At 49.8% G+C, this 25003-nt stretch carries 23 protein-coding genes and 1 tRNA gene; 20 read left to right on the top strand and 4 right to left on the bottom strand.

Going from position 1 to position 25003, the window contains the following annotated elements:
• Positions 1 to 75: 75 nt before the first annotated feature.
• From nuoN to H8K47_RS03620, 3 genes are read left to right on the top strand one after another with little or no spacing between them, the layout of a single operon-like run.
• The gene (gene nuoN, locus H8K47_RS03610) at positions 76 to 1551 is read left to right on the top strand and encodes an NADH-quinone oxidoreductase subunit NuoN (RefSeq protein ID WP_186880067.1); all 1476 of its coding nucleotides are present in this window, start codon (positions 76 to 78) and stop codon (positions 1549 to 1551) included.
• 9 nt (positions 1552 to 1560) lie between these two features.
• Positions 1561 to 1884, top strand: a complete 324-nt coding sequence (locus H8K47_RS03615) for a DUF2818 family protein (protein WP_230405004.1) — start codon at positions 1561 to 1563, stop codon at positions 1882 to 1884.
• Complete coding sequence (locus H8K47_RS03620; protein ID WP_186880068.1) at positions 1877 to 2428, top strand: NUDIX domain-containing protein; 552 nt, start codon at positions 1877 to 1879, stop codon at positions 2426 to 2428. The genes H8K47_RS03615 and H8K47_RS03620 overlap by 8 nt, the downstream gene beginning before the upstream one ends.
• Before the next feature lie 86 nt (positions 2429 to 2514).
• Here H8K47_RS03620 and H8K47_RS03625 read toward each other — a convergent pair whose 3' ends face one another.
• A complete protein-coding gene (locus H8K47_RS03625; protein ID WP_186880262.1) occupies positions 2515 to 4143 on the bottom strand; it encodes an electron transfer flavoprotein-ubiquinone oxidoreductase in 1629 nt (542 codons plus the stop codon).
• 486 nt (positions 4144 to 4629) lie between these two features.
• Here H8K47_RS03625 and H8K47_RS03630 point away from each other — a divergent pair, with 486 nt between their 5' ends.
• On the top strand, positions 4630 to 5406 hold the full coding sequence (locus H8K47_RS03630) for an SDR family oxidoreductase (protein WP_162020089.1): 777 nt from the start codon (positions 4630 to 4632) through the stop codon (positions 5404 to 5406).
• Entirely contained in the window at positions 5403 to 5867 is a 465-nt protein-coding gene (locus H8K47_RS03635; RefSeq protein WP_186880069.1) for an acyl-CoA thioesterase, read from the top strand. Before H8K47_RS03630 ends, H8K47_RS03635 begins: the two co-directional genes overlap by 4 nt.
• 26 nt (positions 5868 to 5893) lie before the next feature.
• Here the strand turns inward: H8K47_RS03635 and H8K47_RS03640 are convergent, their stop codons facing one another.
• A complete protein-coding gene (locus tag H8K47_RS03640; protein ID WP_186880070.1) occupies positions 5894 to 6445 on the bottom strand; it encodes a LuxR C-terminal-related transcriptional regulator in 552 nt (183 codons plus the stop codon).
• 219 nt (positions 6446 to 6664) lie between these two features.
• On the opposite strand from H8K47_RS03640, the gene H8K47_RS03645 reads away from it, so the two are divergent.
• Complete coding sequence (locus tag H8K47_RS03645) at positions 6665 to 7366, top strand: CoA transferase subunit A (protein ID WP_186880071.1); 702 nt, start codon at positions 6665 to 6667, stop codon at positions 7364 to 7366.
• 14 nt (positions 7367 to 7380) lie between these two features.
• A complete protein-coding gene (locus H8K47_RS03650) occupies positions 7381 to 8022 on the top strand; it encodes a CoA transferase subunit B (RefSeq protein ID WP_186880072.1) in 642 nt (213 codons plus the stop codon).
• Between the two features lie 75 nt (positions 8023 to 8097).
• On the opposite strand, the gene H8K47_RS03655 is transcribed toward H8K47_RS03650, so the two are convergent.
• A complete protein-coding gene (locus H8K47_RS03655; RefSeq protein ID WP_186880073.1) occupies positions 8098 to 8892 on the bottom strand; it encodes a 3-hydroxybutyrate dehydrogenase in 795 nt (264 codons plus the stop codon).
• Between the two features lie 200 nt (positions 8893 to 9092).
• Between H8K47_RS03655 and H8K47_RS03660 the strand changes: the two genes are divergently transcribed.
• The 13 genes from H8K47_RS03660 to H8K47_RS03720 all read left to right on the top strand — a co-directional run bounded on the left by H8K47_RS03660 (position 9093) and on the right by H8K47_RS03720 (position 22540).
• On the top strand, positions 9093 to 9965 hold the full coding sequence (locus H8K47_RS03660; RefSeq protein ID WP_230405006.1) for an alpha/beta fold hydrolase: 873 nt from the start codon (positions 9093 to 9095) through the stop codon (positions 9963 to 9965).
• Between the two features lie 3 nt (positions 9966 to 9968).
• Positions 9969 to 10319 carry a RidA family protein gene (locus H8K47_RS03665; RefSeq protein WP_186880074.1) on the top strand — a complete coding sequence of 117 codons (351 nt, stop codon included), beginning with the start codon at positions 9969 to 9971 and terminating at the stop codon, positions 10317 to 10319.
• A 17-nt stretch (positions 10320 to 10336) separates the two neighbouring features.
• Complete coding sequence (locus H8K47_RS03670) at positions 10337 to 12577, top strand: RelA/SpoT family protein (RefSeq protein ID WP_186880075.1); 2241 nt, start codon at positions 10337 to 10339, stop codon at positions 12575 to 12577.
• 270 nt (positions 12578 to 12847) lie between these two features.
• On the top strand, positions 12848 to 14239 hold the full coding sequence (locus H8K47_RS18580) for a methyl-accepting chemotaxis protein (RefSeq protein WP_329604136.1): 1392 nt from the start codon (positions 12848 to 12850) through the stop codon (positions 14237 to 14239).
• 155 nt (positions 14240 to 14394) lie between these two features.
• Positions 14395 to 14471, top strand: a tRNA-Val gene (locus H8K47_RS03680).
• A 222-nt stretch (positions 14472 to 14693) separates the two neighbouring features.
• Complete coding sequence (thrS, locus tag H8K47_RS03685; RefSeq protein ID WP_186880077.1) at positions 14694 to 16604, top strand: threonine--tRNA ligase; 1911 nt, start codon at positions 14694 to 14696, stop codon at positions 16602 to 16604.
• Between the two features lie 23 nt (positions 16605 to 16627).
• The gene (gene infC, locus H8K47_RS03690; protein WP_222610978.1) at positions 16628 to 17197 is read left to right on the top strand and encodes a translation initiation factor IF-3; all 570 of its coding nucleotides are present in this window, start codon (positions 16628 to 16630) and stop codon (positions 17195 to 17197) included.
• A gap of 182 nt (positions 17198 to 17379) precedes the next feature.
• Positions 17380 to 17577: a 50S ribosomal protein L35 gene (gene rpmI / locus H8K47_RS03695; RefSeq protein WP_162020098.1), complete on the top strand. Its 198-nt coding sequence runs from the start codon at positions 17380 to 17382 to the stop codon at positions 17575 to 17577.
• Between the two features lie 28 nt (positions 17578 to 17605).
• On the top strand, positions 17606 to 17965 hold the full coding sequence (gene rplT, locus H8K47_RS03700; protein WP_162020099.1) for a 50S ribosomal protein L20: 360 nt from the start codon (positions 17606 to 17608) through the stop codon (positions 17963 to 17965).
• Between the two features lie 126 nt (positions 17966 to 18091).
• Positions 18092 to 19108: a phenylalanine--tRNA ligase subunit alpha gene (gene pheS, locus H8K47_RS03705; protein WP_162020100.1), complete on the top strand. Its 1017-nt coding sequence runs from the start codon at positions 18092 to 18094 to the stop codon at positions 19106 to 19108.
• Between the two features lie 165 nt (positions 19109 to 19273).
• Positions 19274 to 21700, top strand: a complete 2427-nt coding sequence (gene pheT / locus H8K47_RS03710; protein WP_186880078.1) for a phenylalanine--tRNA ligase subunit beta — start codon at positions 19274 to 19276, stop codon at positions 21698 to 21700.
• A gap of 42 nt (positions 21701 to 21742) precedes the next feature.
• Complete coding sequence (locus H8K47_RS03715) at positions 21743 to 22156, top strand: integration host factor subunit alpha (RefSeq protein WP_186880079.1); 414 nt, start codon at positions 21743 to 21745, stop codon at positions 22154 to 22156.
• 9 nt (positions 22157 to 22165) lie between these two features.
• Positions 22166 to 22540: a MerR family transcriptional regulator gene (locus H8K47_RS03720; protein WP_186880080.1), complete on the top strand. Its 375-nt coding sequence runs from the start codon at positions 22166 to 22168 to the stop codon at positions 22538 to 22540.
• 82 nt (positions 22541 to 22622) lie between these two features.
• Here H8K47_RS03720 and H8K47_RS03725 read toward each other — a convergent pair whose 3' ends face one another.
• Positions 22623 to 24629 carry a methyl-accepting chemotaxis protein gene (locus H8K47_RS03725; RefSeq protein ID WP_186880081.1) on the bottom strand — a complete coding sequence of 669 codons (2007 nt, stop codon included), beginning with the start codon at positions 24627 to 24629 and terminating at the stop codon, positions 22623 to 22625.
• Positions 24630 to 25003: the final 374 nt, after the last annotated feature.

The following is a 25003-nucleotide window of genomic DNA, read 5'->3' on the forward strand; positions in this document are numbered from 1 at the left end:
GAGGATGTAGCCAGGTAAGCGGGCCGCAGCGGCTTATTGCTGCGGCAGCGATCAATGCTAGTAGAACGAAATAATATGAACTTCATACCACTTTATCCTGAAATGTTTTTGCTGGTGGCCATTTGCGCCATTTTGCTGATCGACATGTTCCTGTCAGATGGCAAGCGCAATCTGACCTATGTGCTCAGTTTGCTTGCGCTTGCTGTGACTGCCGCACTGACCGTGGGTACAGCTGAGACTGGCACATCGGTGTACGTCAGCAATAATATGTTTGTGTCTGACCCGATGTCGGTCATGCTTAAACTCGCGTCTTATGCAGCAGTTGCAATGACACTGGTCTACTCCCGTCAGTATGTGACAGACCGTGGTATGAGCAATGGAAAATTGGGCGGCGAGTTCTATGTGCTGGCACTGTTCTCCTTGCTGGGTCAGATGGTTATGATTTCTGGCAATAATTTCCTGGTGATTTATCTGGGTCTGGAGTTGATGTCACTGTCCTTGTATGCGCTGGTTGCCCTGCGCCGCGAACATACGGTGTCGACTGAAGCGGCGATGAAGTACTTCATTCTTGGTGCACTCGCATCCGGCTTTATGCTGTACGGCATTTCCATGTTGTACGGTGCGACGGGTTCTCTGGAATTGGCTGAAGTATCGAAAGTAGCTGCATCAGCAACTGCAAACAAAACAATTCTGGTATTTGGTATCGTATTTCTGGTAGCTGGTCTGGCCTTTAAACTCGGCGTTGTACCTTTCCACATGTGGGTACCTGACGTGTATCAGGGTTCACCAACCGCTGTGACTTTATTGCTGGGTGGTGCACCTAAGCTGGCCGCATTTGCGATTACCTTCCGTTTGTTAGTAGAAGGCTTGTTCCCACAAGCAGTTGACTGGCAACAGATGCTGGTCGTGTTGGCAGTCATGTCTATGGCGATCGGTAATATCACCGCGATCGCGCAGACCAACCTGAAGCGTATGCTGGCTTATTCCACTATTTCCCAAATGGGCTTCATGCTGTTGGGTCTGCTGTCCGGCGTATCGAATGGCAGTTCCGCTCTGGCGGCTGATGCGTACAGCGCCTCCATGTTTTACAGCATTACTTATGTATTGACTACATTGGGTACTTTTGGTGTGATCATGCTGTTGTCGCGCTCAGGGTTTGAAGCTGAGAATCTGGACGATTTGAAAGGCCTGAACAAGCGCTCGCCATGGTTCGCATTTGTGATGTTGCTGTTGATGTTCTCGCTGGCCGGTATTCCGCCACTGATGGGTTTCTACGCGAAACTGTCTGTGCTGCAGTCGGTGGTTGCAACTGGCCAGATCTGGCTGGCTGTGGTTGCGGTCCTGTTCTCACTGATCGGTACTTTCTACTATCTGCGCGTCGTTAAGCTGATGTACTTCGATGAAGCTCAGGATAGCAATCTGATTAACCCAACCGCAGACGTACGTATTGTATTGAGCCTGAATGGCCTGGCGGTTCTGGTAATGGGCTTGTTGCCTAGCGGCCTGATGTCCGCATGTCTGAACGCGATAGTCAAAACATTGGCTTCTTAAAGGTTCGTTTTGCAAAGTTCTGTTTTTGTCTGGTTAATGGTAGGTGTCGCAGTCCTGGCTGCGAACCTGCCATTTATAAATGAACGCTGTCTCGCGATTGTCGCGGTACAGCGTTTTTCTTCATCTAAGCCAGTCTTTGTGCGGCTGCTCGAATTGCTGCTGCTTTACTTGGTCGTGTTGGGTCTGGGTTTTTTCCTGGAGGCGCAGCTTGGAAATCGTTTTCCGCAAGGCTGGGAGTTTTATGCCACAACATTGTGCTTATTCCTGGTATTGAGTTTTCCCGGATTTGTACTGCGTTATCTGGTCAAGCGCAGGAGTCAACATCATGAGTGATGAGCAGCTCAGAGAACAGCGCGTAGACAGCAGACTTGCCTATGATGGCGATTTTTTGCAGGTGAATAAGGACACCATCTTACTGCCAGATGGAAAGACCGCAACCCGTGAGTACATCTTACATCCTGGTGCCGTGGTGGTGATTCCCTTACTCGACGATGGCCGGGTATTGATGGAGCGTCAGTTCCGTTACCCTTTAGATCGCGTATTCATTGAGTTCCCGGCAGGGAAAATTGATGCAGGTGAGGATATACTGACTTGCGCCAAGCGCGAATTGCAGGAGGAAACTGGCTATACTGCGACTGACTGGCAGCATGTATGTACCATCCATAATGCGATCGCTTACTCAGACGAGCACTTAGAAATTTATCTGGCTAAGGGATTGCAGGCAGGTCAGGCCAGCTTAGATGAAGAAGAGTTTTTAGAAACGTTTTTCGCTACGCCTGAACAATTGCTGAGCTGGGTCAGGGATGGCAGTATCACTGATGTGAAAACCGTCATTGGCATTTTCTGGCTGGAAAAAATGCTCAGTAAAACCTGGTGAAAGCCGCGACAATCAGCCCCTGACGCCAGTCCGCACCTCAGTGCTGTGCAGTATAAAAAAAGCCGTCGTTTGCGACGGCTTTTTGCTTACATATTCGGGTAGTTAGGGCCACCACCACCTTCAGGTGTCACCCACACGATATTCTGCGTCGGGTCTTTAATGTCACAGGTCTTACAGTGCACACAGTTTTGTGCATTGATTTGCAGCTTATCCTGACCATCATCCGTTTTGGTGAATTCATACACACCAGCCGGGCAATATCTGCTTTCTGGTCCGGCATATTTGGCCAGATTGACAGAGACCGGCACATCCGGATTTTTCAATGTCAGATGGATAGGCTGATCTTCGGCGTGGTTGGTATTTGAAATAAATACCGAGGATAGCCGGTCAAAAGTCAGTTTGCCGTCTGGCTTAGGATAATTGATAGGCTGGAACTCGGACGCCGGGCGCAGACATTCATGGTCAGCATGGGTGTGGTGTAAAGTCCATGGTGCTTTACCGCCTAACAGCACCTGATCTATCCCCACCATCAAGGTACCCAGGTACAAGCCTTTGCTCATCCAAGGTTTGAAGTTACGTGCGACATGCAATTCTTCATGCAGCCAGGAAGATTCAAATGCCGCGGAGTAGGCTGTCACTTCGTCGTACTGACGGTTTTCTTGCAAGGCATCAAACACCGCATTCGCAGCCAGCATACCGGTCTTGATCGCAGCATGGCTGCCTTTGATGCGGCTTGCGTTGAGGAAGCCGGCGTCACAACCGATCAAAGCGCCTCCCGGGAAAGTCAGTTTAGGTAAAGATTGCAAACCGCCAGCCGTGATAGCACGAGCGCCGTAGGCAATGCGTTTACCGCCTTCAAAGAATTTGCGGATTTCCGGATGCGTTTTATAGCGCTGGAATTCTTCATACGGCGACAGATACGGGTTTTCATAACCCAGACCCACCACATAACCCACTGCGACCTGATTGTTTTCCAGGTGATACAGGAAGGAGCCACCATAGGTGCTGCTATCCAGTGGCCAGCCAGCGGAGTGAATCACCAGGCCAGGCTGATGTTTGGCGGGATCAATTTCCCATAACTCTTTAATACCTATGCCATAGGTTTGTGGGTCTTTGCCTTTGTTGAGGTCAAATTTACTGATCAACTGCTTACCGAGGTGACCACGCGCGCCTTCTGCAAACAGGGTGTATTTTGCATGCAGTTCCATGCCAAGCTGGAAGGCCGGACCTGGCTCGCCTTCGCGATTGACGCCCATATTGCCGGTGGCGACGCCTTTGACTGAACCATCTTCGTTGTACAGTACTTCAGCTGCGCTGAAACCTGGGAAAATTTCTACGCCCAGATTTTCTGCTTGCTGGCCCAGCCAGCGCACAACATTGGCCAGCGAGATCACATAATTACCATGATTCTGGAAGCAGGTAGGCAGTAAAAAATTTGGTGTTTTATAAGCTTTGGTTTCTGATAAAAACAGGAAGCGATCTTCTGTCACTTCTGTGTTCAAAGGCGCGCCCAGCTCTTTCCAGTTTGGGATCAGTTCCGTTAATGCTTTTGGATCCATTACTGCGCCGGACAAAATATGTGCGCCCAGTTCGCCGCCTTTTTCCAGCACGCAAACAGACACTTCATTGCCTTTTTCTGCGGCCAGCTGTTTTAATTTGATTGCGGCAGACAAACCTGCAGGACCGCCGCCGACGATCACGACGTCATACTCCATCGCATCGCGGGGGCCGTACTGTTCAAGAATGTTTTGTGTCATGGCTGTAATCGCTTTCAGAAAATTTTTCGAACGAACGTGCTAAATTAGTCACAGCATGGTATATGCTGAAAACGCATTCTGCAAGTTCTGGATTAGGCGCGCGCCCCTAGAATCCCACCCTCAATTGCCTCATCTCCGGCAGATGATTATTTTCTGTGAACGGAGCCTGTGACAGATCAGTGCGATTAGCCTGAGAGTGTGACAAACTGCGGTTTGGTGTGTTTGTTGAGCTGATCGGGGTTAGCGAGCCGTCCTGTTTTGTTGCTTTGCAGGGTGGCTGAATTATGGCAGAGCCATGCAAAGATCGCATCAACTGCTGCTGCAAACCTGCATATTTTGTGAAAAAAAGCGATGTGTACGAATTCCATGCAACATACTTGTGATCTGTATGTCATCATAGCGAATTAAGAGAAGATCCGCATACCTAACAAAACGGAGAGACGAATGGGTATTGAAGTCAATTTCGAAGGCAAAATTGCGTTGGTGACTGGCGCCTCCAGCGGCTTAGGTGCACGGTTTGCCAAGGTGCTTGCACAGGCTGGTGCGCAGGTCGTACTCGCTTCACGCAGAATAGATCGCTTGAAAGAGCTGCGTGCAGAAATTGAAGCTGAAGGTGGCGCCGCGCATGTGGTGGCACTGGATGTGACCGATTATGCCAGCATTAAATCTGCCATCGCGCATGCTGAGACAGAAGCAGGCCCGATCGATATTCTGATTAATAATTCGGGTGTCTCTACCACCCAGCGGCTGGTCGATGTGACACCCGACGACTATGCCTATGTGATGGACACCAATCAGCGTGGTGCTTTCTTTGTCGCGCAGGAAGCGGCCAAGCGCATGATTGCGCGCCATAAAGGTGATCCTCGCAAGCAGCATCGTATCGTCAATATCGCCTCAGTTGCTGGTTTGCGGGTATTGCCACAAATTGGCATTTACTGCATGAGTAAGGCTGCTGTCGTTCATATGACTAAGGCCATGGCAGTCGAATGGGGTAAGTACGGCATTAATGTGAATGCGATTTGTCCCGGCTATATTTCAACTGAAATTAATTCCGACTATTTCGATACTGAGCAGGGGCAAAAATTGATTGAATTGTTGCCACGTCGCCGTGTCGGTAGTCCGGAAGACCTCGATGGTTTGTTGTTGCTGCTCGCAGCGGAAGAGTCACGCTTCCTGAATGGCGCTATCGTGACTGCGGATGATGGATTGAGCGTGCAATGACAGAAGTAATTACTGAGCGTAAGGCGGCTGATAAAAAGCTGGTTTATACCGTCACGATACCCATACGTTGGGGCGATATGGATGCGCTTGGCCATGTCAACAACACCGTGTATTTTCGCTTTATGGAGCAGGCGAGAATAGAGTGGCTGGCCATGATGGGCTGTTTGCCAGACGAGAATGGCAATGGTGCCGTGATCGTCAATGCGCATTGCACCTTCAAAAAGCCGCTGAAGTATCCTGATCAGGTGGAGGTCTGTACCTATATTGCCGCACTGGGCAGAACCAGCTTTGAAACCATACAGGAGATGCGCTCGGTCAATGGCGGGTACACTCTTTATGCGGAGGGTGGTGCCAAGGTCGTATGGGTGGACCGGCAGACTGAAAAAGCCACCGCGGTTCCGGAAGCAATACGGCAAAAATTTAATGAGTTAAAGCAGGCCGGGCGGCGCCGCAGGACTTGATTCAAGTACAGGCTAAGGCCTGAGTTTTATCGCATGATGCCCAGCAGCTTATGGACCAGTTCACTCGAGGTCGCAGCGCTGAACTTTTTCATCAGTTTGGCTCTGTGCATTTCGACGGTACGCGGGCTCAATTCAATTTGCCGGGCAATCAGCTTGCTGGTTTTGCCCTCAACCAGCAAAGCAGCAATTTCTCTTTCTCTGGGCGTTAATTCTGCCGATACACTGCGTTTGGCGCTCAGATCCTCAAAGGTCCAGATGCCCGCTGCATGGGGATGATCCTTTTGCAAACCACGGCCCGAAACATGGCACCAGAATAATTCCTGATTGGCGCGTTTCATAATTCTTTCGTCGGAATAGCAACCCTTGGCATTGATGATGGGGGTGATCCTCGCGCCAGTACGTTCAAATTCGTCGCTGCTCGGATACAGTATCTGGAATGAGGCTCCAATTAACGCTTGTTTCGTGTACCCAAACATGTCAGCCAACGCGTCATTGCAGGCATGGATCACGCGGTTTTGCGAGACGCACATGCCTATGGGCGCCAGTTGAAAAATCGTTTCAAAATCGATGGTTTGCATAGCTCTGACAGATAAATCCTGATGTGTTGCTTCAGTGGCCGGGTGTGCTGGAGCGCTAGGTAGTTTTACGGTATTGCGGAGTATAACGCAGCAATCTATGCTGCATGGCTAAGATTATAAGACGTATCATTTCTGATCTGGTCAGTATGCTTCGCGGTGCTCTTATTGCTGACGAAAATGCTGCCGATAGACGTAATTTCCTGTAGAGAGGGGACAAGTATGAATAAAGTGTATCCTGATGCGGCCAGCGCACTGGCCGGACTGGTTCAAGATGGACAGACCATCGCCGTCGGTGGTTTTGGTCTGTGTGGTATTCCTGAAGCGCTCATAGGCGCATTACGCGATTCCGGCGTGACTGGTCTGACCGCCATTTCGAATAATGCAGGCGTGGATGGCTTTGGTCTGGGTCAACTGTTGACGACACGTCAGATTAAGAAAATGATTTCCTCCTATGTTGGGGAAAATAAAGAATTTGAACGTCAATATCTGGCTGGTGAGCTCGAGCTGGAATTTACGCCGCAAGGTACCCTGGCAGAAAAGCTGCGCGCTGGCGGTGCTGGTATTCCCGCATTTTTCACTAAGACCGGCGTTGGAACGATCGTGGCTGAGGGCAAGGAAATCCGTGAATTTGATGGACATCAGTACGTGATGGAGCGCTCGCTGGTGGCGGATGTATCCCTGGTGAAGGCCTGGAAGGCAGATAAAGCCGGGAATCTGGTGTACCGTAAGACAGCACGTAACTTCAATCCTAATGTGGCGATGGCTGGTAAGGTCACTGTGGTAGAGGTTGAAGTGCTGGTAGAAACCGGTGAGTTGGACCCGGATGAAGTGCATACACCAGGTATTTTCGTGCATCGCATTGTTGTCAATGCACAGCCTGAGAAACGCATAGAACAACGTACAACGCGTCCAACTAAATAAGCAGGGAGATAAACATGGCGTGGAACCGAGATGAAATGGCTGCGCGTGCAGCCGCAGAATTGCAAGATGGATTTTATGTGAACCTGGGGATAGGTTTGCCTACTTTAGTGGCGAATCATGTGCCGCAAGGGATGGAAGTCTGGTTGCAATCTGAAAATGGTTTGTTAGGCATAGGACCTTTCCCTACTGAAGACGAAGTCGATGCGGATTTGATCAATGCCGGTAAGCAGACCGTAACGACGCTGGCTGGTTCTTCTATTTTCAGTTCTGCTGATTCGTTTGCGATGATACGCGGCGGTAAAATCAACCTGGCGATTCTGGGGGCGATGCAAGTCAGTGAAAAGGGTGATCTGGCGAACTGGATGATCCCTGGCAAAATGGTCAAGGGCATGGGCGGCGCGATGGATCTGGTTGCCGGTGTGGGTCGTGTCGTGGTGCTGATGGAACATGTTGCCAAAGGCGATGCGCCTAAAATTCTGCATCAATGCAATCTGCCATTGACAGGTGTTGCGGTGGTTAACCGTATCATCACCGATCTGGGTGTGATTGATGTGACCCCGGCTGGCTTGAAAGTCGTTGAGCTGGCCAGCGGCGTCAGTGCAGAAGAAATTCAGGCGAAGACCGAAGCCAGACTGGATTTCAGCGCCGTACAATAAACTGCGTTGTCAGTGAAAAAAAAGCCAGTCCGGGCAAGACCCGTGCTGGCTTTTTTGTTATTGACGCTGCGGACTTTATTGTGCGACCCAGCCACCATCCATATTCCAGGCTACGCCACGAATCTGTGTCGCTGCATCGCTGCAAAAGAATACTGCGAGTGCACCCAATTGTTCCGGCGTGACAAATTCGCCAGATGGCTGTTTTTCAGCGAGCAGGGCTTTCTTGGCGTCTTCATTGCTCAGATTGTCTTTGGCAGCACGTGCATCTACTTGTTTTTGTACCAGTGGTGTTAATACCCAGCCCGGGCAAATTGCATTGCAGGTCACACCGGTCTGCGCTGTTTCCAATGCCGTTGTTTTAGTCAGTCCTATCAATCCATGCTTGGCAGCGACATAGGCCGATTTTTGTGCGGAGGCGACTAAGCCATGCACAGACGCCAGATTAATGATTCGGCCCCAGTTTTTTTGTTTCATATAGGGCAATGCGAGGCGCGTGGTATGGAAGCAGGAGCTCAGATTAATCGCGATAATCGCGTCCCATTTTTCGACCGGAAAATCCTCAATCGCGGCGACATGCTGTATCCCGGCATTATTGACCAGAATATCGACACCTCCTGCTTGTGCTGCAGCATAAGCCATCATCGCTTCAATTTCGCTTGCTTTGCTGATGTCTGCACCGTGATAGCCGACGTCGACACCAAATTCAGTTTGCAGATCAGCCTGTATTTTAGCGATCTCATTTGCATCGCCAAAACCATTGAGAATGATATGAGCACCTTCTGCAGCCAGCGAGCGGGCTATGCCCAGTCCTATGCCTGAAGTCGAGCCGGTGATCAGCGCAGTTTTTCCACGTAAAGTTGAGGCAGACATAAGCTCTCCTGAAAATTGTTATTAAAGAAATGAGATTGAATGCGGATTAACAATGATTTTAAGCGCAACGATGGGTAAAATGGGAGTTTACTGTAAAGGCTAAAGCACAGTATGACAGCTCTGTGTGACAGCTCTGTATCCATGCAAGGTTTTTTCAATTAAACCAACTCTCATTCAGCTTCAATTGATAAGGTCGCCCTATGTCAGCAGATCGTAAATATGTGCAATGCCTGTCTCCTGCCGGACTTCATAAAATGGCATACCGGGAATGGGGTGCCCCATCGAACCCTAAGGTACTGATCTGTGTGCATGGCGTGACCAGGGTGGGGGATGACTTTGATGAGCTCGCGCGGCATTTCTCAGGTGAATACCGTGTGATTTGCCCGGATGTGGTGGGGCGTGGCTATTCAGATCGCTTGCGTAATCCGGCTTTTTACGTTTTACCGCAGTATGTGAGCGATATGGTGACGCTGCTGGCACGTAGCGGTGCGGAATCAGTCGACTGGATAGGGACCTCGATGGGAGGCTTGATCGGCATGGGGCTCGCTGCCTTAGAGGGAAATCCTATTCATCAGCTGGTGTTGAACGATGTTGGTCCTACTCTGAATCCGGAGGCCATGGTGCGTATCGGTTCTTACATTGGTCAGGATACCCAGTTTGCTGATTTTGCGGCTGGGCTGGCGTATATCAAGGCGGTATCTGCTTCATTCGGGCCGCATACGGATGCGCAATGGCGCAAGCTGGCACGGGATGTGCTGCGTGAAAATCCAGACGGTAGCTGGCGCAAGCATTATGACATGGGATTGGCTGAGCCATTTAAAGCGACAACACCGGAAATGGCGGCCGCAGGCCAGGCTGCTTTATGGGCTGCTTACGATGCTATCCGTGCCCGTACCTTGCTGATACGCGGTGAATTGTCTGACTTATTGTCACGGGAAACAGCCCTGGAAATGGGGCGGCGTGGGCCGCAGGCGCAGTTGACTGAGATTGCCGGTGTCGGGCATGCACCGACGCTGCAGGATGCAGGTCAGATACAGTTAATACAAGATTTTTTATCAGCATATGGAAAGTGAAATATGGAAGTTCAACGATTGCATGTAGGCCCACGCTTGTCAGAAACCGCCATTTATAACGGTGTGGTGTATCTGGCTGGGCAAATTCCTGAAAATACTCAGCAGGATATTTACGGACAAACTGCTGAAGTGCTCGGGCATGTTGATCGCTTGCTGGAAGAAGCAGGCAGCGATAAATCGCGTATTTTGTCCTGCCAGATTTTTTTGCGGGATATCAGCATGATCGGTGCGATGAATGAAGTGTGGGATCAATGGGTGGCACAGGGGAGTTCGCCACCGCGCGCTACCGTTGAGGCGCGGCTGGCTGATCCGGACTGGTTAATCGAAATCGTTGTTACGGCAGCGCAAAAATAAAGAAGAGTTTAGAGAACATGGTTTCCATATCTGTCGCAATGTCCGAGTCTCAATTGCTGGAGGGGTTGTCTGAAGCTGATAAGGACAGGTTGATTACTGCCCTCGAGTTTGTGACGCCTTTTTATCAGGCACGTACTATCATCACTGAGCAAAATGCCTTGCTGTTTGTGCGAGGCGTGGTGTCTACGCTGGCGATGTTGCGCGCTGATGTGGATTCCCGAATCGCTGCGTTGTTGTTTGAATTGCCGGATCTGCATCCTGAAGCAGCTAAGAAAATTGAAACTCTGTTCGGCAAAGAAGTCGATGAGCTGGTGACGGGTATACGGCGGCTGATGAAGTTGCGTGAAGCGGCATTGACGCAGCATGAATTTGGTAGTGGTAAAGATGCCGCTGAGAAGACTGCAGCGCAAATGGAGACCTTGCGGAAGATGGTGCTCGCGATGGCAAACGATATGCGTGTGGTATTGATACGGCTTGCTTCCCGTGTCACCACCCTGCGTTATTTTGCCGAGTGTAAGCGAGAAGATGGCGCGGCTCAGCAATACGCAAGTGAAACCATGGATTTATATGCCCCACTGGCCAATCGCCTTGGCGTCTGGCAATTGAAGTGGGAGCTGGAAGATTTATCGTTTCGTTTTCTCGAGCCGGCACAGTACAAGCGTATCGCTAAAATGTTGGAAGAAAAACGGGTTGAGCGCGAGAGCTTTGTGGTGAATGCGATTGCGCGCCTGAATTCAGAATTGAAGCTGGCCGGTGTGAGGGCAGAAGTGTCTGGCCGTCCTAAGCATATTTTCAGTATCTGGAAAAAGATGAAGGGCAAGTCGGTTAATTTTGATGAATTGTATGATGTGCGCGCTTTCCGCGTTATCGTCGATGATATTAAAGATTGCTATACCGTTTTAGGTATTGTGCACAATGCCTGGGCGCCGATTCCTAAAGAATTTGACGACTATATTTCCCGTCCAAAATCTAATGGCTACAAATCTTTGCATACAGTCGTTGTGGTTGAAGACGGGCGCCCGTTGGAGGTGCAGATACGCACCAAGGAAATGCATCAGTTTGCCGAATATGGCGTGGCAGCCCATTGGCGTTATAAAGAAACCGGCGGTTCTAATTTCACTGCACAGGAATATGACGAAAAGATTGCCTGGCTCAGGCAATTACTGGCTTGGAAAACCGATGTCACTGATGTCGTGGTGGAGCAGGAGGATGTGCAGCGTGAGTGGGTGGAAAAGCTGAAATCTGCCACTTTGGATGATCGTATCTATGTGCTGACGCCGCAGGCCAGGGTGATCGAGTTGCCAAATAATGCCACGCCGGTGGATTTTGCTTATCAGTTGCATACAGATGTGGGGCATCGTTGCCGTGGTGCGCGCGTTGATAACGTGATGGTGCCCTTGAATACCCGCCTGAAAAATGGACAGACGGTTGAAATTATTACACTGAAGGTGGGTTCTGCGCAGGCTGGTCCTTCGCGTGACTGGCTGAGTCCGGAATATTCCGCCAGTACCCGTACCCGCACCAAAATTCGCGCCTGGTTTAATGCGATTGATCAGCAGGAGACCTTGGCGAATGGCCGCGCTTTGATTGAGAAAACCTTGCAGCGCGAAGGTAAAACGGCGGTGAATCTGGAAGAGTTGGCGCGTAAGCTGGGTTTTGCTGCGGTGGATGAATTTTTCTTATCGGTCGGTAAGGATGAATTCAGTCTGCGTCAGGTGGAGACTGTTTTGCGTGACAATGTGGTGGTTCCGGAGGAGCTCAGTGAGCAAGCCATCACCAATAAGAGTCGTGCATCCAGCGTGACGCAAGGCGCAAAATCTGGCGTGCTGGTAGTGGGTACGGATGGCTTGATGACGCAATTGGCGCGTTGCTGTAAGCCGGCTCCGCCAGATGATATCGTTGGCTTTGTCACACGCGGTAAGGGTGTTTCTATCCATCGTCTCAATTGCAAAAACTTTGGGGAAATGCGCAACAGGGCGCCTGAGCGCGTGATCCAGACCACCTGGGGTGACGGTGGTAAAGATACGGTTTATCCGGTGGATATCTATGTGATGGCGCAGGACAGGCAGGGCTTGTTGCGCGATATTTCTGAAATTTTCTCTCGTGAAAAAATCAATGTGATTGGCGTCAATACCCAGAGTGCAAAATCCCAGGCACGCATGTCGTTCACGGTTGAGATTTCGGGAACAACGCAATTGCAAAAAGCACTGAACGTGATACGTGAGGTGGGGGGCGTTCAGGAAGTGCGCAGGCAATAGTTTGGTGAATGCCTTGGCAGATTGTTCGTGCATCCAAAGGAAAGGCCTACGCTCTGAACATATATCCCCAGCTGTATAGATTGATGGAGATTCATCCCCAGGTCACATTTTCTTTTTACCTATAAGTTTTTGCATAAATTTTATTGTGACCTAAACTTATGGCCGTACCTGCGGCAAAGGTGATGTTCTTGAACTGACTTTTGAGGGGAAAACCTGATGAACGATATTCAAACAATTTTAATGGTGAATTATCAAAGGGCGGACCGTCTTATGATGGGCGTCCTGTGGGCTTTGCTTCTGCTCGCATTTGCGCTGAGTGGTTTGCACAATACTTTATTCCTGGTGCTGGTGGTTGGGTTGCCGTCCGCCTTGATTCCTTCGGTGCTGATCTTCAGGATGCCGGGTGCCTTGCTAACGCGCTGTGTGGTCGCCACAGCGTTGATTGTTTTCTGCGCTCTTCATATACATCAGGCCAACGGCCAGACGGAGTTGCATTTCGGTATATTTGTGATGCTCGCTTTCCTGCTATGTTATCAGGACTGGAAAGTCATTATCGTTGCCTCGGCAGTTGCTGCTGTGCACCATCTGAGTTTCAATTACCTTCAAGAGTGGGGTTATGGCCCTATTTGTTTTACCAAGCCGGGCCTTGGTATTGTGATTTTGCATGCGGTTTACGTGGTTGTCGAAGCCTTAGTATTATCCTATCTGGCGGTCGTGCTGAGTCGTGAAGCCTTGCAGGCGGCTGAGCTGGAGGCGCGAGTGCGACAGATGTCCTGCAATGGGAATGGCATCATCAATTTAGTGACATCGCAGTACGAACCCAAAAGTGCGGTTTGCATGGAGTTGAACGAGGCCATGAGTAAGCTGCAAAATGCGATTCAAAGTGTACGCAGCGGAGCTGATGTTATCGCGACTGCATCCGAAACCATTGCCAGTAGTAACCAGGATATTTCAGCTCGTACCGCAGCACAGGCGGGCTCGTTGGTAGAGACAGCGGCCTCAATGGAGGAGTTCACCAATACTGTGAAGCAAAATGCAGCAAATGCAGGTGAAGCGAATCAATTGGCTGCTCTGGCTTCGGGTGTTGCGTCAAAGGGCGGTGGTGTCGTGTCAGAGGTGGTTGTGACTATGGGTTCGATCAATGAATCGGCTAAGAAAATCGTAGAAATTATCGGTGTGATTGATAGCATCGCATTTCAAACCAATATTCTCGCATTGAATGCAGCGGTAGAGGCTGCCAGAGCTGGCGAGCAGGGGCGCGGATTTGCTGTAGTTGCGTCAGAGGTCAGAAATTTGGCGCATCGTAGTGCTGCAGCGGCAAAAGAAATCAAGGTGCTGATTACCGATTCTGTCAGTAAAGTTGATCTTGGTTCTCAACTGGCCGACCAGGCGGGGGTGACGATGAGTGAGGTCGTGGGAAGTGTGAAGCGAGTTTCCGAAATTATCGCAGAAATCACCGTTGCCAGCCATGAGCAAGCCGCACGCATAGAGCAAATTAATCAGGCGATTGCTGATATGGATAGTGTGACTCAACAGAATGCAGGCTTGTTAGGCGATGCAACCGACGCGGCTCAATCCTTGCGTGAGCAGGTTGGCGGACTCACTAACATGTTAGGCATTTTCCGTTTGGATTCAATACACCCGGTGCGTTCGTTGAGATGAAGTGAGTCCCTGTGGTATTTAGGTTTGCCTTGCTTTCATCCATTTTTGGGTGGCGCGTACAACGGATATTTTGCTAAATTTTTTTGGTTGGGTAAAAAAATGCCTTGGGGGGACTAGCAATATTCATTCATGCTCTGCTATACTTCGGTTTCTTTAGACGCGTAGCTCAGCTGGTTAGAGCACTACCTTGACATGGTAGGGGTCGTTGGTTCGAGTCCAATCGTGTCTACCACAGATTTAGAAGTTTAACTTCTTAGATAAGAGCGAGAAAGGCATCCTGGTTATGACACCGCGAACTACCACTAGAATGGTTTGGGAGCGACTCTAGTCGGGGATCTTTTTCGTCTGAATCAAATTGGAAAAAGCACGGCTAGCCGTGCTTTTTTTTCGTCCAGATTTTTTCAAGTTTTCAATTACACATTTTCGGCAAACTTCTGCCACTTTGGAGAGTGACATGGTCTCAGTAAAACTTCCTGATGGTTCGCAACGTCAATTCGATGCGCCAGTGACGGTTGCGCAAGTGGCTGCCAGCATTGGTGCTGGTCTGGCTAAGGCAGCGCTGGCCGGGCGTGTGGATGGTCAATTGGTAGATACTTCTTTTCTGATTGAAAAAGATGTGGAACTGGCGATTGTGACTGATAAGGATGCAGATGGCCTGGATGTGATTCGTCATTCGACAGCGCATTTGCTGGCTTATGCGGTAAAGGAGCTGTTTCCTGATGCGCAGGTAACGATAGGCCCTGTCATTGAAAACGGCTTCTATTACGACTTTTCTTATAAGCGCCCATTTACACCGGATGATCTGGTGTTGATTGAAAAGAAAATGCAGGAGTTGGCTAAAAAGGATGAGCAAGTCGTGCGTAAAGTGGTGCCACGCGACGAGGCTGTAGCTTATTTTAAGTCTATCGGTGAGTCCTATAAGGCGGAAATTATTGCCTCCATCCCGGCCGACCAGGATGTGTCACTCTACACGGAAGGTAATTTTACCGATCTGTGCCGCGGCCCTCACGTGCCATCAACTGGTAAGTTAAAAGTGTTCAAGCTGATGAAGCTGGCGGGCGCTTACTGGCGTGGCGATTCAAAAAACGAAATGCTGCAACGTGTTTATGGTACTGCTTTCGCTAAAAAAGAAGATCAGGAAGCCTATCTGCATATGCTGGAAGAGGCGGAAAAACGCGATCATCGTAAATTGGCAAAAGCACTGGACTTATTCCATTTTCAGGATGAGGCGCCTGGCCTGGTGTTCTGGCATGCGAAGGGCTGGACGATCTGGCAGCAGGTTGAGCAATACATGCGCAAAGTCTATCAGGAGTGTGGCTATCAGGAGGTGAAGGGGCCACAAATTCTGGACAGTAGTTTGTGGGGTAAAACCGGTCACTGGGATAACTACAAAGACAATATGTTTGTCACTGAGTCGGAAAACCGCACCTATGCGTTGAAACCGATGAATTGCCCGGGACATGTGCAGATTTTTAATTCTGGTATGAAGAGCTACCGCGATCTGCCGCTGCGTTTTGGCGAGTTTGGTCAGTGTCACCGCAATGAACCGTCTGGTGCCTTGCATGGCATTATGCGCGTACGTGGCTTTACTCAGGATGATGGTCATATTTTCTGTACTGAAGAGCAGATTCAGTCTGAGGTGATGGCCTTCCACCCGCAGGCAATGAAAGTGTATGCAGATTTTGGCTTTGAGCAGATTTCTATCAAACTGGCATTGCGTCCGGATAACCGTATCGGTAGCGATGAGGTCTGGGATCGCGCTGAAGAAACCTTGCGTGCCGGCTTGCGGGCTTGTGGTGTGGAATCATGGGAGGAGTTGCCAGGCGAAGGCGCTTTCTATGGCCCTAAGATTGAATATCACCTGAAAGATAGTTTGGGCCGTCCGTGGCAAGTTGGTACGATGCAAGTTGACTTCTTCATGCCGGGTCGTCTCGGGGCAGAATATGTGGCGGATGACAATAGCCGCAAAGTGCCGGTGATGTTGCATCGTGCCATTGTCGGCTCGCTGGAGCGCTTCATTGGCATGTTGATTGAAAATCATGCTGGTGCGATGCCATTGTGGTTGTCTCCATTGCAAGTTTCTGTGTTGAATATTTCTGAATCGCAAGCTGAGTACGCACAGCATGTTGCAGAAATCCTGAAGAAACAAGGATTTAGGGTAAATACTGATTTGCGCAATGAGAAAATAACCTATAAAATACGCGAGCATTCTATTCAAAAAATGCCTTATATCATTGTTGTAGGTGATAAAGAGCGGGATGCAAACACCGTAGCTGTGCGTACGCGTGGCAATCTGGATCTGGGTGTAATGCCTATTGATGCCTTCATTTCTCGTCTGCATGACGAGATAGCAACTAAGGTTTAACAGATGCTCGGCAATCTTCCCTTTTGGCAAGATCGCACGGTAAAGATTTTATTTTTTTAAAGGAAACTGCAATAGCTACCGAAAGAACACATCGTATCAACGGTGAAGTTACCGCGCCTGAAGTGCGCTTGTCTGGCGTTGATAATGAACCTCTGGGGATCGTCAAACTGAGTGAGGCTTTTCGCTTAGCCGAAGAGGCCAATGTGGATTTGGTGGAAATTGCGCCAAACGCGCAGCCACCAGTTTGCCGCTTGATGGATTACGGCAAGTTTAAGTACCAGGAGCAGAAAAAAGCTCATGAAGCCAAACTGAAACAAAAAGTCATTTTGGTGAAAGAAGTGAAATTCCGTCCAGGTACTGATGATGGTGATTACAACATCAAACTGCGTAATCTGGTGAAGTTCCTTGATGATGGCGATAAAACCAAGATCACATTGCGCTTCCGTGGTCGTGAAATGGCGCATCAGGAAATTGGTATGCGTATGCTGGAGCGTCTGAAAGCAGATCTCGAGCCTTACGGTCAGGTAGAGCAGTTTCCAAAGATGGAAGGTCGCCAGATGGTCATGATACTGGCGCCGAAAAAGAAAAAATAAGCTTTAATGCTTAATGCTTAAAGCTTAATTCAGGTTTTGTGGGGCTCGCTTTGGCGGGCACTACAAGATCCGGTCTACAGGCCGGGTCACAATAAGTGAGAAGTAGGCATCCAAGAGTAGCGATCGTTGCTGCCACCTACCATCATATAAAATTGGAGCTGTCGTAAAAGACAGATAGTGCTATGCCAAAAATGAAGACGAAAAGCAGCGCGAAAAAGCGCTTCCGCGTCCGTCCAGGTGGTACCGTTAAACGCGGTCAGGCTTTCAAACGTCACATTCTGACTAAGAAAACCACCAAAAACAAACGTCAATTGCGCGGTGCTGTAGGTGTTCATGACACCAACATGGTTTCCGTAATGCGCATGATGCCAACTGCTTAACCTCATACTCATTATTTAAGGAGTTATTATGCCTAGAGTAAAACGTGGGGTTACAGCTCGTGCCCGTCATAAAAAAGTACTGAACCTTGCAAAAGGTTACCGTGGTCGTCGTAGTAAAGTATTCCGTATTGCTAAGCAAGCAGTTATGCGCGCTGGTCAATACGCATACCGCGATCGCCGCAACAAAAAACGTGTATTCCGCGCTCTGTGGATCACACGTATCAATGCAGCGACACGTCAACACGGTATGACTTACAGCGTATTCATGAACGGCCTGAAAAAAGCCGCGATTGAACTCGACCGTAAGGTATTGGCTGACATGGCAGTGACTGACAAACCAGCATTTGCTGCGATTGTTAACCAAGTCAAAGCCAACCTGGCAGCGTAATACAGTATCAGTAGTTGATGCGGTCTGTACGCGGACTGCATCTATCAAGCGGGGCAGAGGTTGATTCCTATGCCCCGTTTTGTTTTCAGCTCATTATTTCAGCTTCTATGTAAGCGGGAACAACGCATGAACCCATTAGATCAAATCGTCAGCCAGGCATGTGCTGATTTTCTGGCGGCCGTGGATGCCGCTGCACTGGAAAATGCTAAGGCCTTATACCTGGGCAAAAGTGGCCAGATTACCGAACAGATGAAGAGCCTGGGGAAATTATCCCCGGATGAGCGTAAGACACAGGGCGCGATTATTAATGCCGCCAAAGTGCAGATAGAAAATGCCTTGACTGAGCGCCGTGAAGCCTTGGCCAATGCGCAATTGCAGGCGCGCCTGAGCGCGGAAGCAATTGATGTGAGCTTACCTGGCCGTGGCCGTGGCGTGGGTGGTATCCATCCCGTCATGCGTACCTGGCAAAGGGTGGAAGAGATTTTCCGTTCTATCGGTTTCGATGTGGCAGATGGCCCGGAAATAGAAACCGACTGGACTAATTTTACTGCACTGAACAGCCCGGAAAATCATCCGGCGCGTTCTATGCAGGATACCTTCTATGTGGATGGTAATGATAGTCAGGGTAAGCAGTTACTTCTGCGTACTCATACCAGTCCTATGCAGGTGCGTTATGCACGTATGAATAAGCCGCCGATCAAGGTGATTGCACCCGGCCGTACCTATCGCGTTGACAGCGACGCGACGCATTCGCCTATGTTCCATCAGGTCGAAGGTTTGTGGATCGCAGAAGACATTAGCTTTGCTGATCTGAAGGGCGTGTATCTGAACTTTGTGAAAGCCTTTTTTGAGACCGATGATTTGCAGGTGCGTTTCCGTCCGTCTTATTTTCCGTTCACTGAACCTTCGGCTGAGATCGATATTGCCTTTGGCAGTGGTCCATTGAAAGGTCGCTGGCTGGAAGTGTCCGGTTCAGGACAGGTTCATCCTGCCGTGATCCGTAACATGGGTCTGGATCCTGAAAAATATATAGGTTTTGCGTTTGGTTCGGGTCTGGAACGTCTGACGATGTTGCGTTACGGTGTCAACGATCTGCGACTGTTTTATGAAGGTGATTTGCGCTTCCTGAAGCAATTTAACTGACGTAAGATGCCGGCCCCTTGGTTCCCGCTATTTCAGGCCCCTGGTGAATCCAGTCATGCTTTGATTGCCACGCCTTACCGGAACTGAGTTGCCTGAATCTTATGATGAAATCTGAATCAATCTGAACGCCAGGCGTTCAAACATCCAACATTAGACGGCTGAATTATGCAATTTTCTGAAAACTGGCTCCGTACTATGGTCGATCCGAAGATGACTTCGGATGAGTTGTCCCATTTGTTGACCATGTCTGGTTTAGAGGTGGAAGAAGTGGAGCCAGTCGCTCCTCCTTTCACCAATGTCGTGGTCGCAGAGATCCGCGAAATCAACAAGCATCCGGATGCCGATCGCCTGAATGTATGCCAGGTCGATGTCGGTACCGGCACCTTGCTCAACATCGTATGTGGTGCACCAAATGTGCGTGTCGGTATGCGTGTTCCTTGTGCCGTGGCTGGTGCTGTATTGCCGCCAGGCCCGGATGGTAAGCCTTTCCTGATCAAGGTTGGCAAGCTGCGTGGCGTCGAGTCGCAAGGTATGTTGTGCTCTGCACGTGAGTTGAAATTGTCGGAAGATCACGGCGGTTTGATGGATTTGCCATCGGACGCACCGGTTGGACAGAATTTCCGTGATTACTACCAGCTCAATGATTTGAAGTTCACGATCAAGCTGACACCAAATAAGGCAGACTGTTTGTCTGTACTGGGTGTGGCACGTGAAGTGTCTGCATTGACCGGCACGCCTTTGCATTTGCCGACGACTAAAGAATTGCCAGTTACCCTGACTGAAAAATTAGCCGTCAAGGTCAGTGCACCTGATCTGTGTGGTCGTTTCTGTGGTCGCGTGATTCGTGGAGTCAATGCAAAAGCAGAGACTCCGGACTGGATGAAGCAGCGCCTGGAGCGCAGTGGTCAGCGTCCGATTTCTGCCTTGGTCGACATTTCCAATTATGTGATGCTGGAATTAGGTCGTCCTACCCATGTGTTTGATCTGGACAAAATCCAGGGCGGCCTGGAAGTGCGTTGGGGTAAGGCGGGTGAATCGCTCAAACTCTTGAACGGCAATACCGTCGATGTGGATGAGTGGGTCGGCGTCATTGCGGATGAAAAAGAAATCGAATCCCTGGCCGGTATCATGGGCGGTGACTCGACAGCGGTCACACTCGATACACAAAACATCTATCTGGAAGCCGCTTTCTGGTGGCCCTCTGCGATACAGGGACGTGCGCGTCGCTATAACTTCTCTACTGATGCAGCCCACCGCTTTGAGCGCGGCGTGGATTTTGAAAACATCGTCGAGCATATCGAGCGCATCAGTGCCTTGATCGTTGAAATTTGCGGTGGCATTGAACAGGTCAAACTGGGGCCCGTAGATGATCAGATCATACAATTGCCACAGCGTAGTCCGGTTAAACTGCGTACTGCACGTGCGCAAAAAGTGATAGGCGTTGCGCTGACCGATGCGCAGATCGCTGACATCTTTACTCGTCTGAATCTGCAATTCACCCATCAGGAGGGTGAGTTCCTGGTGACGCCACCTTCCTATCGTTTCGACATTGAAATCGAAGAAGATTTGATCGAAGAAGTCGCACGCGTGTATGGCTTTGAAAATATCCCGGCCTTGCCACCGGTGGCTGCGAATGCGATGTTGATTGCGCCTGAAAATCAGCGTTCCTTATTTGCGATCCGCCGATTGATCGCTGATCAGGATTACCAGGAAGTGATCAACTACAGTTTTGTAGAAGAAGCCTGGGAAAAGGATTTCGCTGGTAATGCTGCACCTATACGTGTCGTCAATCCTATCGCCAGTCAGATGAGTGTCATGCGCACGAATTTGCTGGGCAGTCTGATTGCAAATGCCAGATACAATCTGAACCGTAAAGTCAGCCGTGTCCGTATTTTTGAAATGGGCGCAGTCTATTTGCGTGACGCAGCCGTACAGGATGGTCCATTAAGCGTCGCAGGCTATCATCAGCCTAAGCATTTAGCGGCGTTGGCGTATGGCCCGGTCGCCGAAGAGCAATGGGGCATGGCCGCACGAAATGCGGATTTCTTTGACGTGAAAGCAGATCTGGAAGCATTGTTTGCACCGCAGACTTTAAAGTTCATCAAAGATGAGCATGTGGCCTTGCATCCTGGTCGTAGTGCGCGCATCGAGCTGGCCGGAAAAGTGATAGGCTTTATCGGTGAATTGCACCCTCGTCTGCAGCAGAAGTATGACTTGCCGCTGGCACCGGTTGTGTTCGAGGTAGAAATTTCTGCCTTGCAAACTGTGCAGGTGCCGGTGTATCAGGAAATATCAAAATTCCAGGCCGTGTCACGTGATCTGGCACTGGTGGTGAAACAAGATATTCCGGCGCAACATCTGGCAGATGCTTTCGCTGCAGAGATACAAAAAAATCCAGCTTGCCATATCGTGCAGTCGGTTGCCTTGTTCGATGAATATCGCGGCAAAGGCCTGGCTGAAGATGAGAAAAGCCTTGCTTTCCGGTTTAGCTTGCAAGATACTCAATCTACCTTGCAGGATGATCGTGTTGAAGCGGCGATGTCAGCTTTGACAGCGGCGGCTGCGGCGCAGTATGCTGCGAAATTGCGTTAAGTTCTTGCTTGTGCTGTTACGTAACCTGAGAGAAGTTTGATAATGAATGATGTACATTCCGCTGAATTTCAGTCAGTACTGGATGCGGATCTGAATCGTGCCATGCAGGCGGCCAGAGCGCGCTCGCAGGCGGAAAAAGAATTACCTACCCTGACTAAGGCTGAACTGGCTGAACTTTTGTTTGAGCAAGTTGGCCTGAACAAGCGTGAAGCCAAGGACATGGTAGAGACTTTTTTCGTCGAAATCCGGGATGCGCTGGAGCGTGGCGAGGCAGTTAAGTTATCGGGCTTTGGCAATTTCCAGTTGCGTGACAAGCCACAGCGCCCGGGGCGCAATCCTAAAACTGGCGAGGAAATCCCGATCACGGCACGCCGTGTCGTGACTTTCCATGCCAGCCAAAAGCTTAAAGGTATGGTTGATGACACCAGTGGGCAAAACCTTGCTCACGCTGCTTAATGTGAATGTATGACGGAAATCAGGATAGAAACTCAGGCTTTGCCCGCTATCCCGGCAAAGCGTTATTTCACGATTGGCGAAGTCAGTGAACTTTGTGGCGTTAAGCCACATGTGCTGCGCTACTGGGAGCAGGAATTTTCCCAGCTCAAACCGGTCAAGCGACGCGGTAACCGACGTTATTATCAGCACCATGAAGTTCTGTTGGTAAGACGCATCCGCGAATTGCTATACGATCAGGGTTTCACCATCAGTGGCGCAAGAAATAAACTGGGTTCTCACGGTGGGCGTGCCAACGCGCAAGCAGAGGCACCAGTGGAACCACAAGTCAGCCTGCATCAGATACGGGATGAGTTAAAAGCGGTTCTGGCTTTGCTCGGTAGCTAAAACTGATCAGCTAAATAAGAAAACGGTACTGTGTTTTACAGTACCGTTTTTTTTGCCCTTCAGTGTTTGCCTCCTCAGGCAATTATGATCTTGCGACACGCAGTTTTTGATTGCGTAGAGCAGCCTGGTGGCCGCTGTGTTTTCTTGGTGCGGTTGCGTGTGCGACTGTTGTGGCAGCATGCTCCTGAATGCGGAAGGCACTGACTGCTTTGCTGAGCGTTGCTGCATTCTGCTCTAACTGCTCTGTAGAGAATTTTGCCTGCTCGACCAGGCTGGCATTTTCCTGGGTTAGTTGGTCGATGTTGCTAATTGCCGTATTGACGCTGGATATGCCTGCGCTTTGTTCCTGACTGGCGTTGGCCACATGATGAATCAGACTCGATACCTGCGCCACATTTTCTGCGATATCCTGCATCGTTTTGCCAGCGCTATTAATCAGGGTACTGCCTTTTTTGACTTCCGCACCCGAGGAGTCGATCAGATGTTTAATTTCTTTGGCAGCGTTCGCACTGCGTTGCGCCAGATTTCTGACTTCGCTCGCCACCACCGCAAAGCCGCGTCCTTCTTGTCCGGCGCGTGCTGCTTCCACTGCTGCGTTCAGGGCCAGAATATTGGTCTGGAATGCAATGCTATCCATCACACCTATGATTTCAGAAATCTTCTTAGAGCTGCTGGTAATGCTTTGCATCGATTCGATCGCGTTGCTCATTACTTGCAAGCCTTCCTGTACACTTTGTGCTGAGCCGCTGACTAGCTGACTGGCCTGGGCCAGATTTGCTGCGTTATCCCTGGTGGTGGTGGTCAATTGTTCCACCGCGCTCGCGGTTTCTTCCAGTGAGCCAGCCTGACTTTCGGTGCGGCCAGACAGATCACTGTTATCCTGATGAATTTTCTTGGTGATGGTATCGATGCTGTCAGCATTCAGGCGTATATCTGCCACCAGGCTGCCCAGGCCGCTCTTCATGTGATTCACAGCGCTTAGCAGTTGTGATATCTCATCTTTACCGGCTTGTACCTGATCCGGTACCAGATCGCCAGATGCGGTTTTTTGTATGCTGGCGGTGAGCTGCAGGATGTCGCGTGACAGTGCAAAATAAATCCCCGCCAGCAGATAAGTCGCGACTGCGATCAATGCAAAAATTCCTGCAAACATACGGTAAATTTTCCAGTCCAGTGCAGCTACTACTTGTGTCAGCCGGTTTTGTATTAAAGCGGCAAGCTTTTGGTTTTGCTCAGCAATCTGGTTTGCTGCTACGACGCCCGCGGTGAAAAACTCCGCCCCCGAACTTTGATTTACTGAGGCTAGCACTTCGTCTTGAGCACGTGCGAAAAATTTGTCGCTCTCCAGCAGCGCAGCACGTATCGACTGCAATGCTGGTTTGAGTTCACTTTGTCCCTGTTCTAGTGTGTTTAGCTGCTCTAGTAATTGTTTTTGCTCCGATTTGAAGTTCATGAGCAGGGAATTCAGCATGACGTCCTCTCCCGCTTCGAACAGTCCGCTGTCGATATAAGCCGCGCCGCGCGCAGTCATTATCATTAGCTTTTCTTCCAGCATTGGAAGTGAGCGTAGCTGTATCGTCAATAATTGATTGCTTGTGATGTTGGTATCCAGATTCAGCTTGCTATCGTTAGCCAGTTGGTGCGACAACTGATCAAGCATCTCGAGAAATTGGGTATGATTTTGAAAATTTTGAGCTGGTTTGCTATTGCTTTGTGCGGAGATCAGACTTTGCCAACCTGTTTTGAACTTGTCTGGCAGCGATGAAGACTGCAGTTGTTCATGAATTTGTTTTTCCAGGCTATGGAGCTTGTCGGTGATTTGCTTATTGCCCTGAGCTTGCATATGGCTCAATGCACGGTGTTGCCGCACGCTTGATTGAATCTGGTTGTGCGCCTGGATTTCACTCAATGCCGAGAGTTTTTCTCGTGCAATCGCACCCTCAGTGCGCATCTCCAGAAACAGCAAGCCAACCACGATCAACAGTGGGATCGCAAAGCTGATGGCGACAAAAGCGACTTTATGCGTAATGCGGAAGTGTTGCATCAGACGCATGGCGGGGGAGAGTATCGTGAGCAGGGCGGTTGTCATTGCAGATGTGTGTGAGGGTGAAACTTGATTTTCGGCAATATTAGTTACGAAATGTTACAGTGCGATGACGCAAGCTTGGGTTCCGTGAGAAATTCAGGAAATAGATTTTGAATTGTCGGAAAATCTTCTGTCAGGATTGGGCATTCTTAGCGAATGGCATGGTGCAAGAATTTCTTACTGGAAAGGTGGGGGCTTGCGTAATCGTGGCCAGGAGAATGAGTGTTGGGAAAAAGCTGGCCACAACTTTAGCCGCAACAATTACTCACTCAGATTACGCAAGTTGAGATGCGATCAGACTGGATAAAGCAGAAGTGTTACTGGGAATATGCCGCCATACTGAAGCAGACTGGCTGCGGTGTCTGTCTATGCCATAT

Source organism: Cognatundibacterium rugosum (assembly GCF_014284365.1).
Classification (GTDB): Bacteria; Pseudomonadota; Gammaproteobacteria; order Burkholderiales; family Burkholderiaceae_D; genus Undibacterium; species Undibacterium rugosum.

What these genes read in the sequence shown, in the direction of transcription:
- rpmI (WP_162020098.1), top strand. Translation starts at nt 17,380, where the DNA reads ATGCCAAAAATGAAGACGAAAAGCAGCGCGAAAAAGCGCTTCCGCGTC.
- H8K47_RS03635 (WP_186880069.1), top strand. Translation starts at nt 5,403, where the DNA reads ATGACAGAAGTAATTACTGAGCGTAAGGCGGCTGATAAAAAGCTGGTT.
- H8K47_RS03725 (WP_186880081.1), bottom strand. Translation starts at nt 24,629, where the DNA reads ATGACAACCGCCCTGCTCACGATACTCTCCCCCGCCATGCGTCTGATG.
- H8K47_RS03665 (WP_186880074.1), top strand. Translation starts at nt 9,969, where the DNA reads ATGGAAGTTCAACGATTGCATGTAGGCCCACGCTTGTCAGAAACCGCC.
- rplT (WP_162020099.1), top strand. Translation starts at nt 17,606, where the DNA reads ATGCCTAGAGTAAAACGTGGGGTTACAGCTCGTGCCCGTCATAAAAAA.
- H8K47_RS03655 (WP_186880073.1), bottom strand. Translation starts at nt 8,892, where the DNA reads ATGTCTGCCTCAACTTTACGTGGAAAAACTGCGCTGATCACCGGCTCG.
- thrS (WP_186880077.1), top strand. Translation starts at nt 14,694, where the DNA reads ATGGTCTCAGTAAAACTTCCTGATGGTTCGCAACGTCAATTCGATGCG.
- H8K47_RS03660 (WP_230405006.1), top strand. Translation starts at nt 9,093, where the DNA reads ATGTCAGCAGATCGTAAATATGTGCAATGCCTGTCTCCTGCCGGACTT.
- H8K47_RS03625 (WP_186880262.1), bottom strand. Translation starts at nt 4,143, where the DNA reads ATGGAGTATGACGTCGTGATCGTCGGCGGCGGTCCTGCAGGTTTGTCT.
- H8K47_RS03630 (WP_162020089.1), top strand. Translation starts at nt 4,630, where the DNA reads ATGGGTATTGAAGTCAATTTCGAAGGCAAAATTGCGTTGGTGACTGGC.
- H8K47_RS03720 (WP_186880080.1), top strand. Translation starts at nt 22,166, where the DNA reads ATGACGGAAATCAGGATAGAAACTCAGGCTTTGCCCGCTATCCCGGCA.
- pheS (WP_162020100.1), top strand. Translation starts at nt 18,092, where the DNA reads ATGAACCCATTAGATCAAATCGTCAGCCAGGCATGTGCTGATTTTCTG.
- H8K47_RS03640 (WP_186880070.1), bottom strand. Translation starts at nt 6,445, where the DNA reads ATGCAAACCATCGATTTTGAAACGATTTTTCAACTGGCGCCCATAGGC.
- pheT (WP_186880078.1), top strand. Translation starts at nt 19,274, where the DNA reads ATGCAATTTTCTGAAAACTGGCTCCGTACTATGGTCGATCCGAAGATG.
- H8K47_RS03650 (WP_186880072.1), top strand. Translation starts at nt 7,381, where the DNA reads ATGGCGTGGAACCGAGATGAAATGGCTGCGCGTGCAGCCGCAGAATTG.
- H8K47_RS03715 (WP_186880079.1), top strand. Translation starts at nt 21,743, where the DNA reads ATGAATGATGTACATTCCGCTGAATTTCAGTCAGTACTGGATGCGGAT.
- H8K47_RS03645 (WP_186880071.1), top strand. Translation starts at nt 6,665, where the DNA reads ATGAATAAAGTGTATCCTGATGCGGCCAGCGCACTGGCCGGACTGGTT.
- H8K47_RS03620 (WP_186880068.1), top strand. Translation starts at nt 1,877, where the DNA reads ATGAGTGATGAGCAGCTCAGAGAACAGCGCGTAGACAGCAGACTTGCC.
- H8K47_RS18580 (WP_329604136.1), top strand. Translation starts at nt 12,848, where the DNA reads ATGATGGGCGTCCTGTGGGCTTTGCTTCTGCTCGCATTTGCGCTGAGT.
- nuoN (WP_186880067.1), top strand. Translation starts at nt 76, where the DNA reads ATGAACTTCATACCACTTTATCCTGAAATGTTTTTGCTGGTGGCCATT.
- H8K47_RS03670 (WP_186880075.1), top strand. Translation starts at nt 10,337, where the DNA reads ATGGTTTCCATATCTGTCGCAATGTCCGAGTCTCAATTGCTGGAGGGG.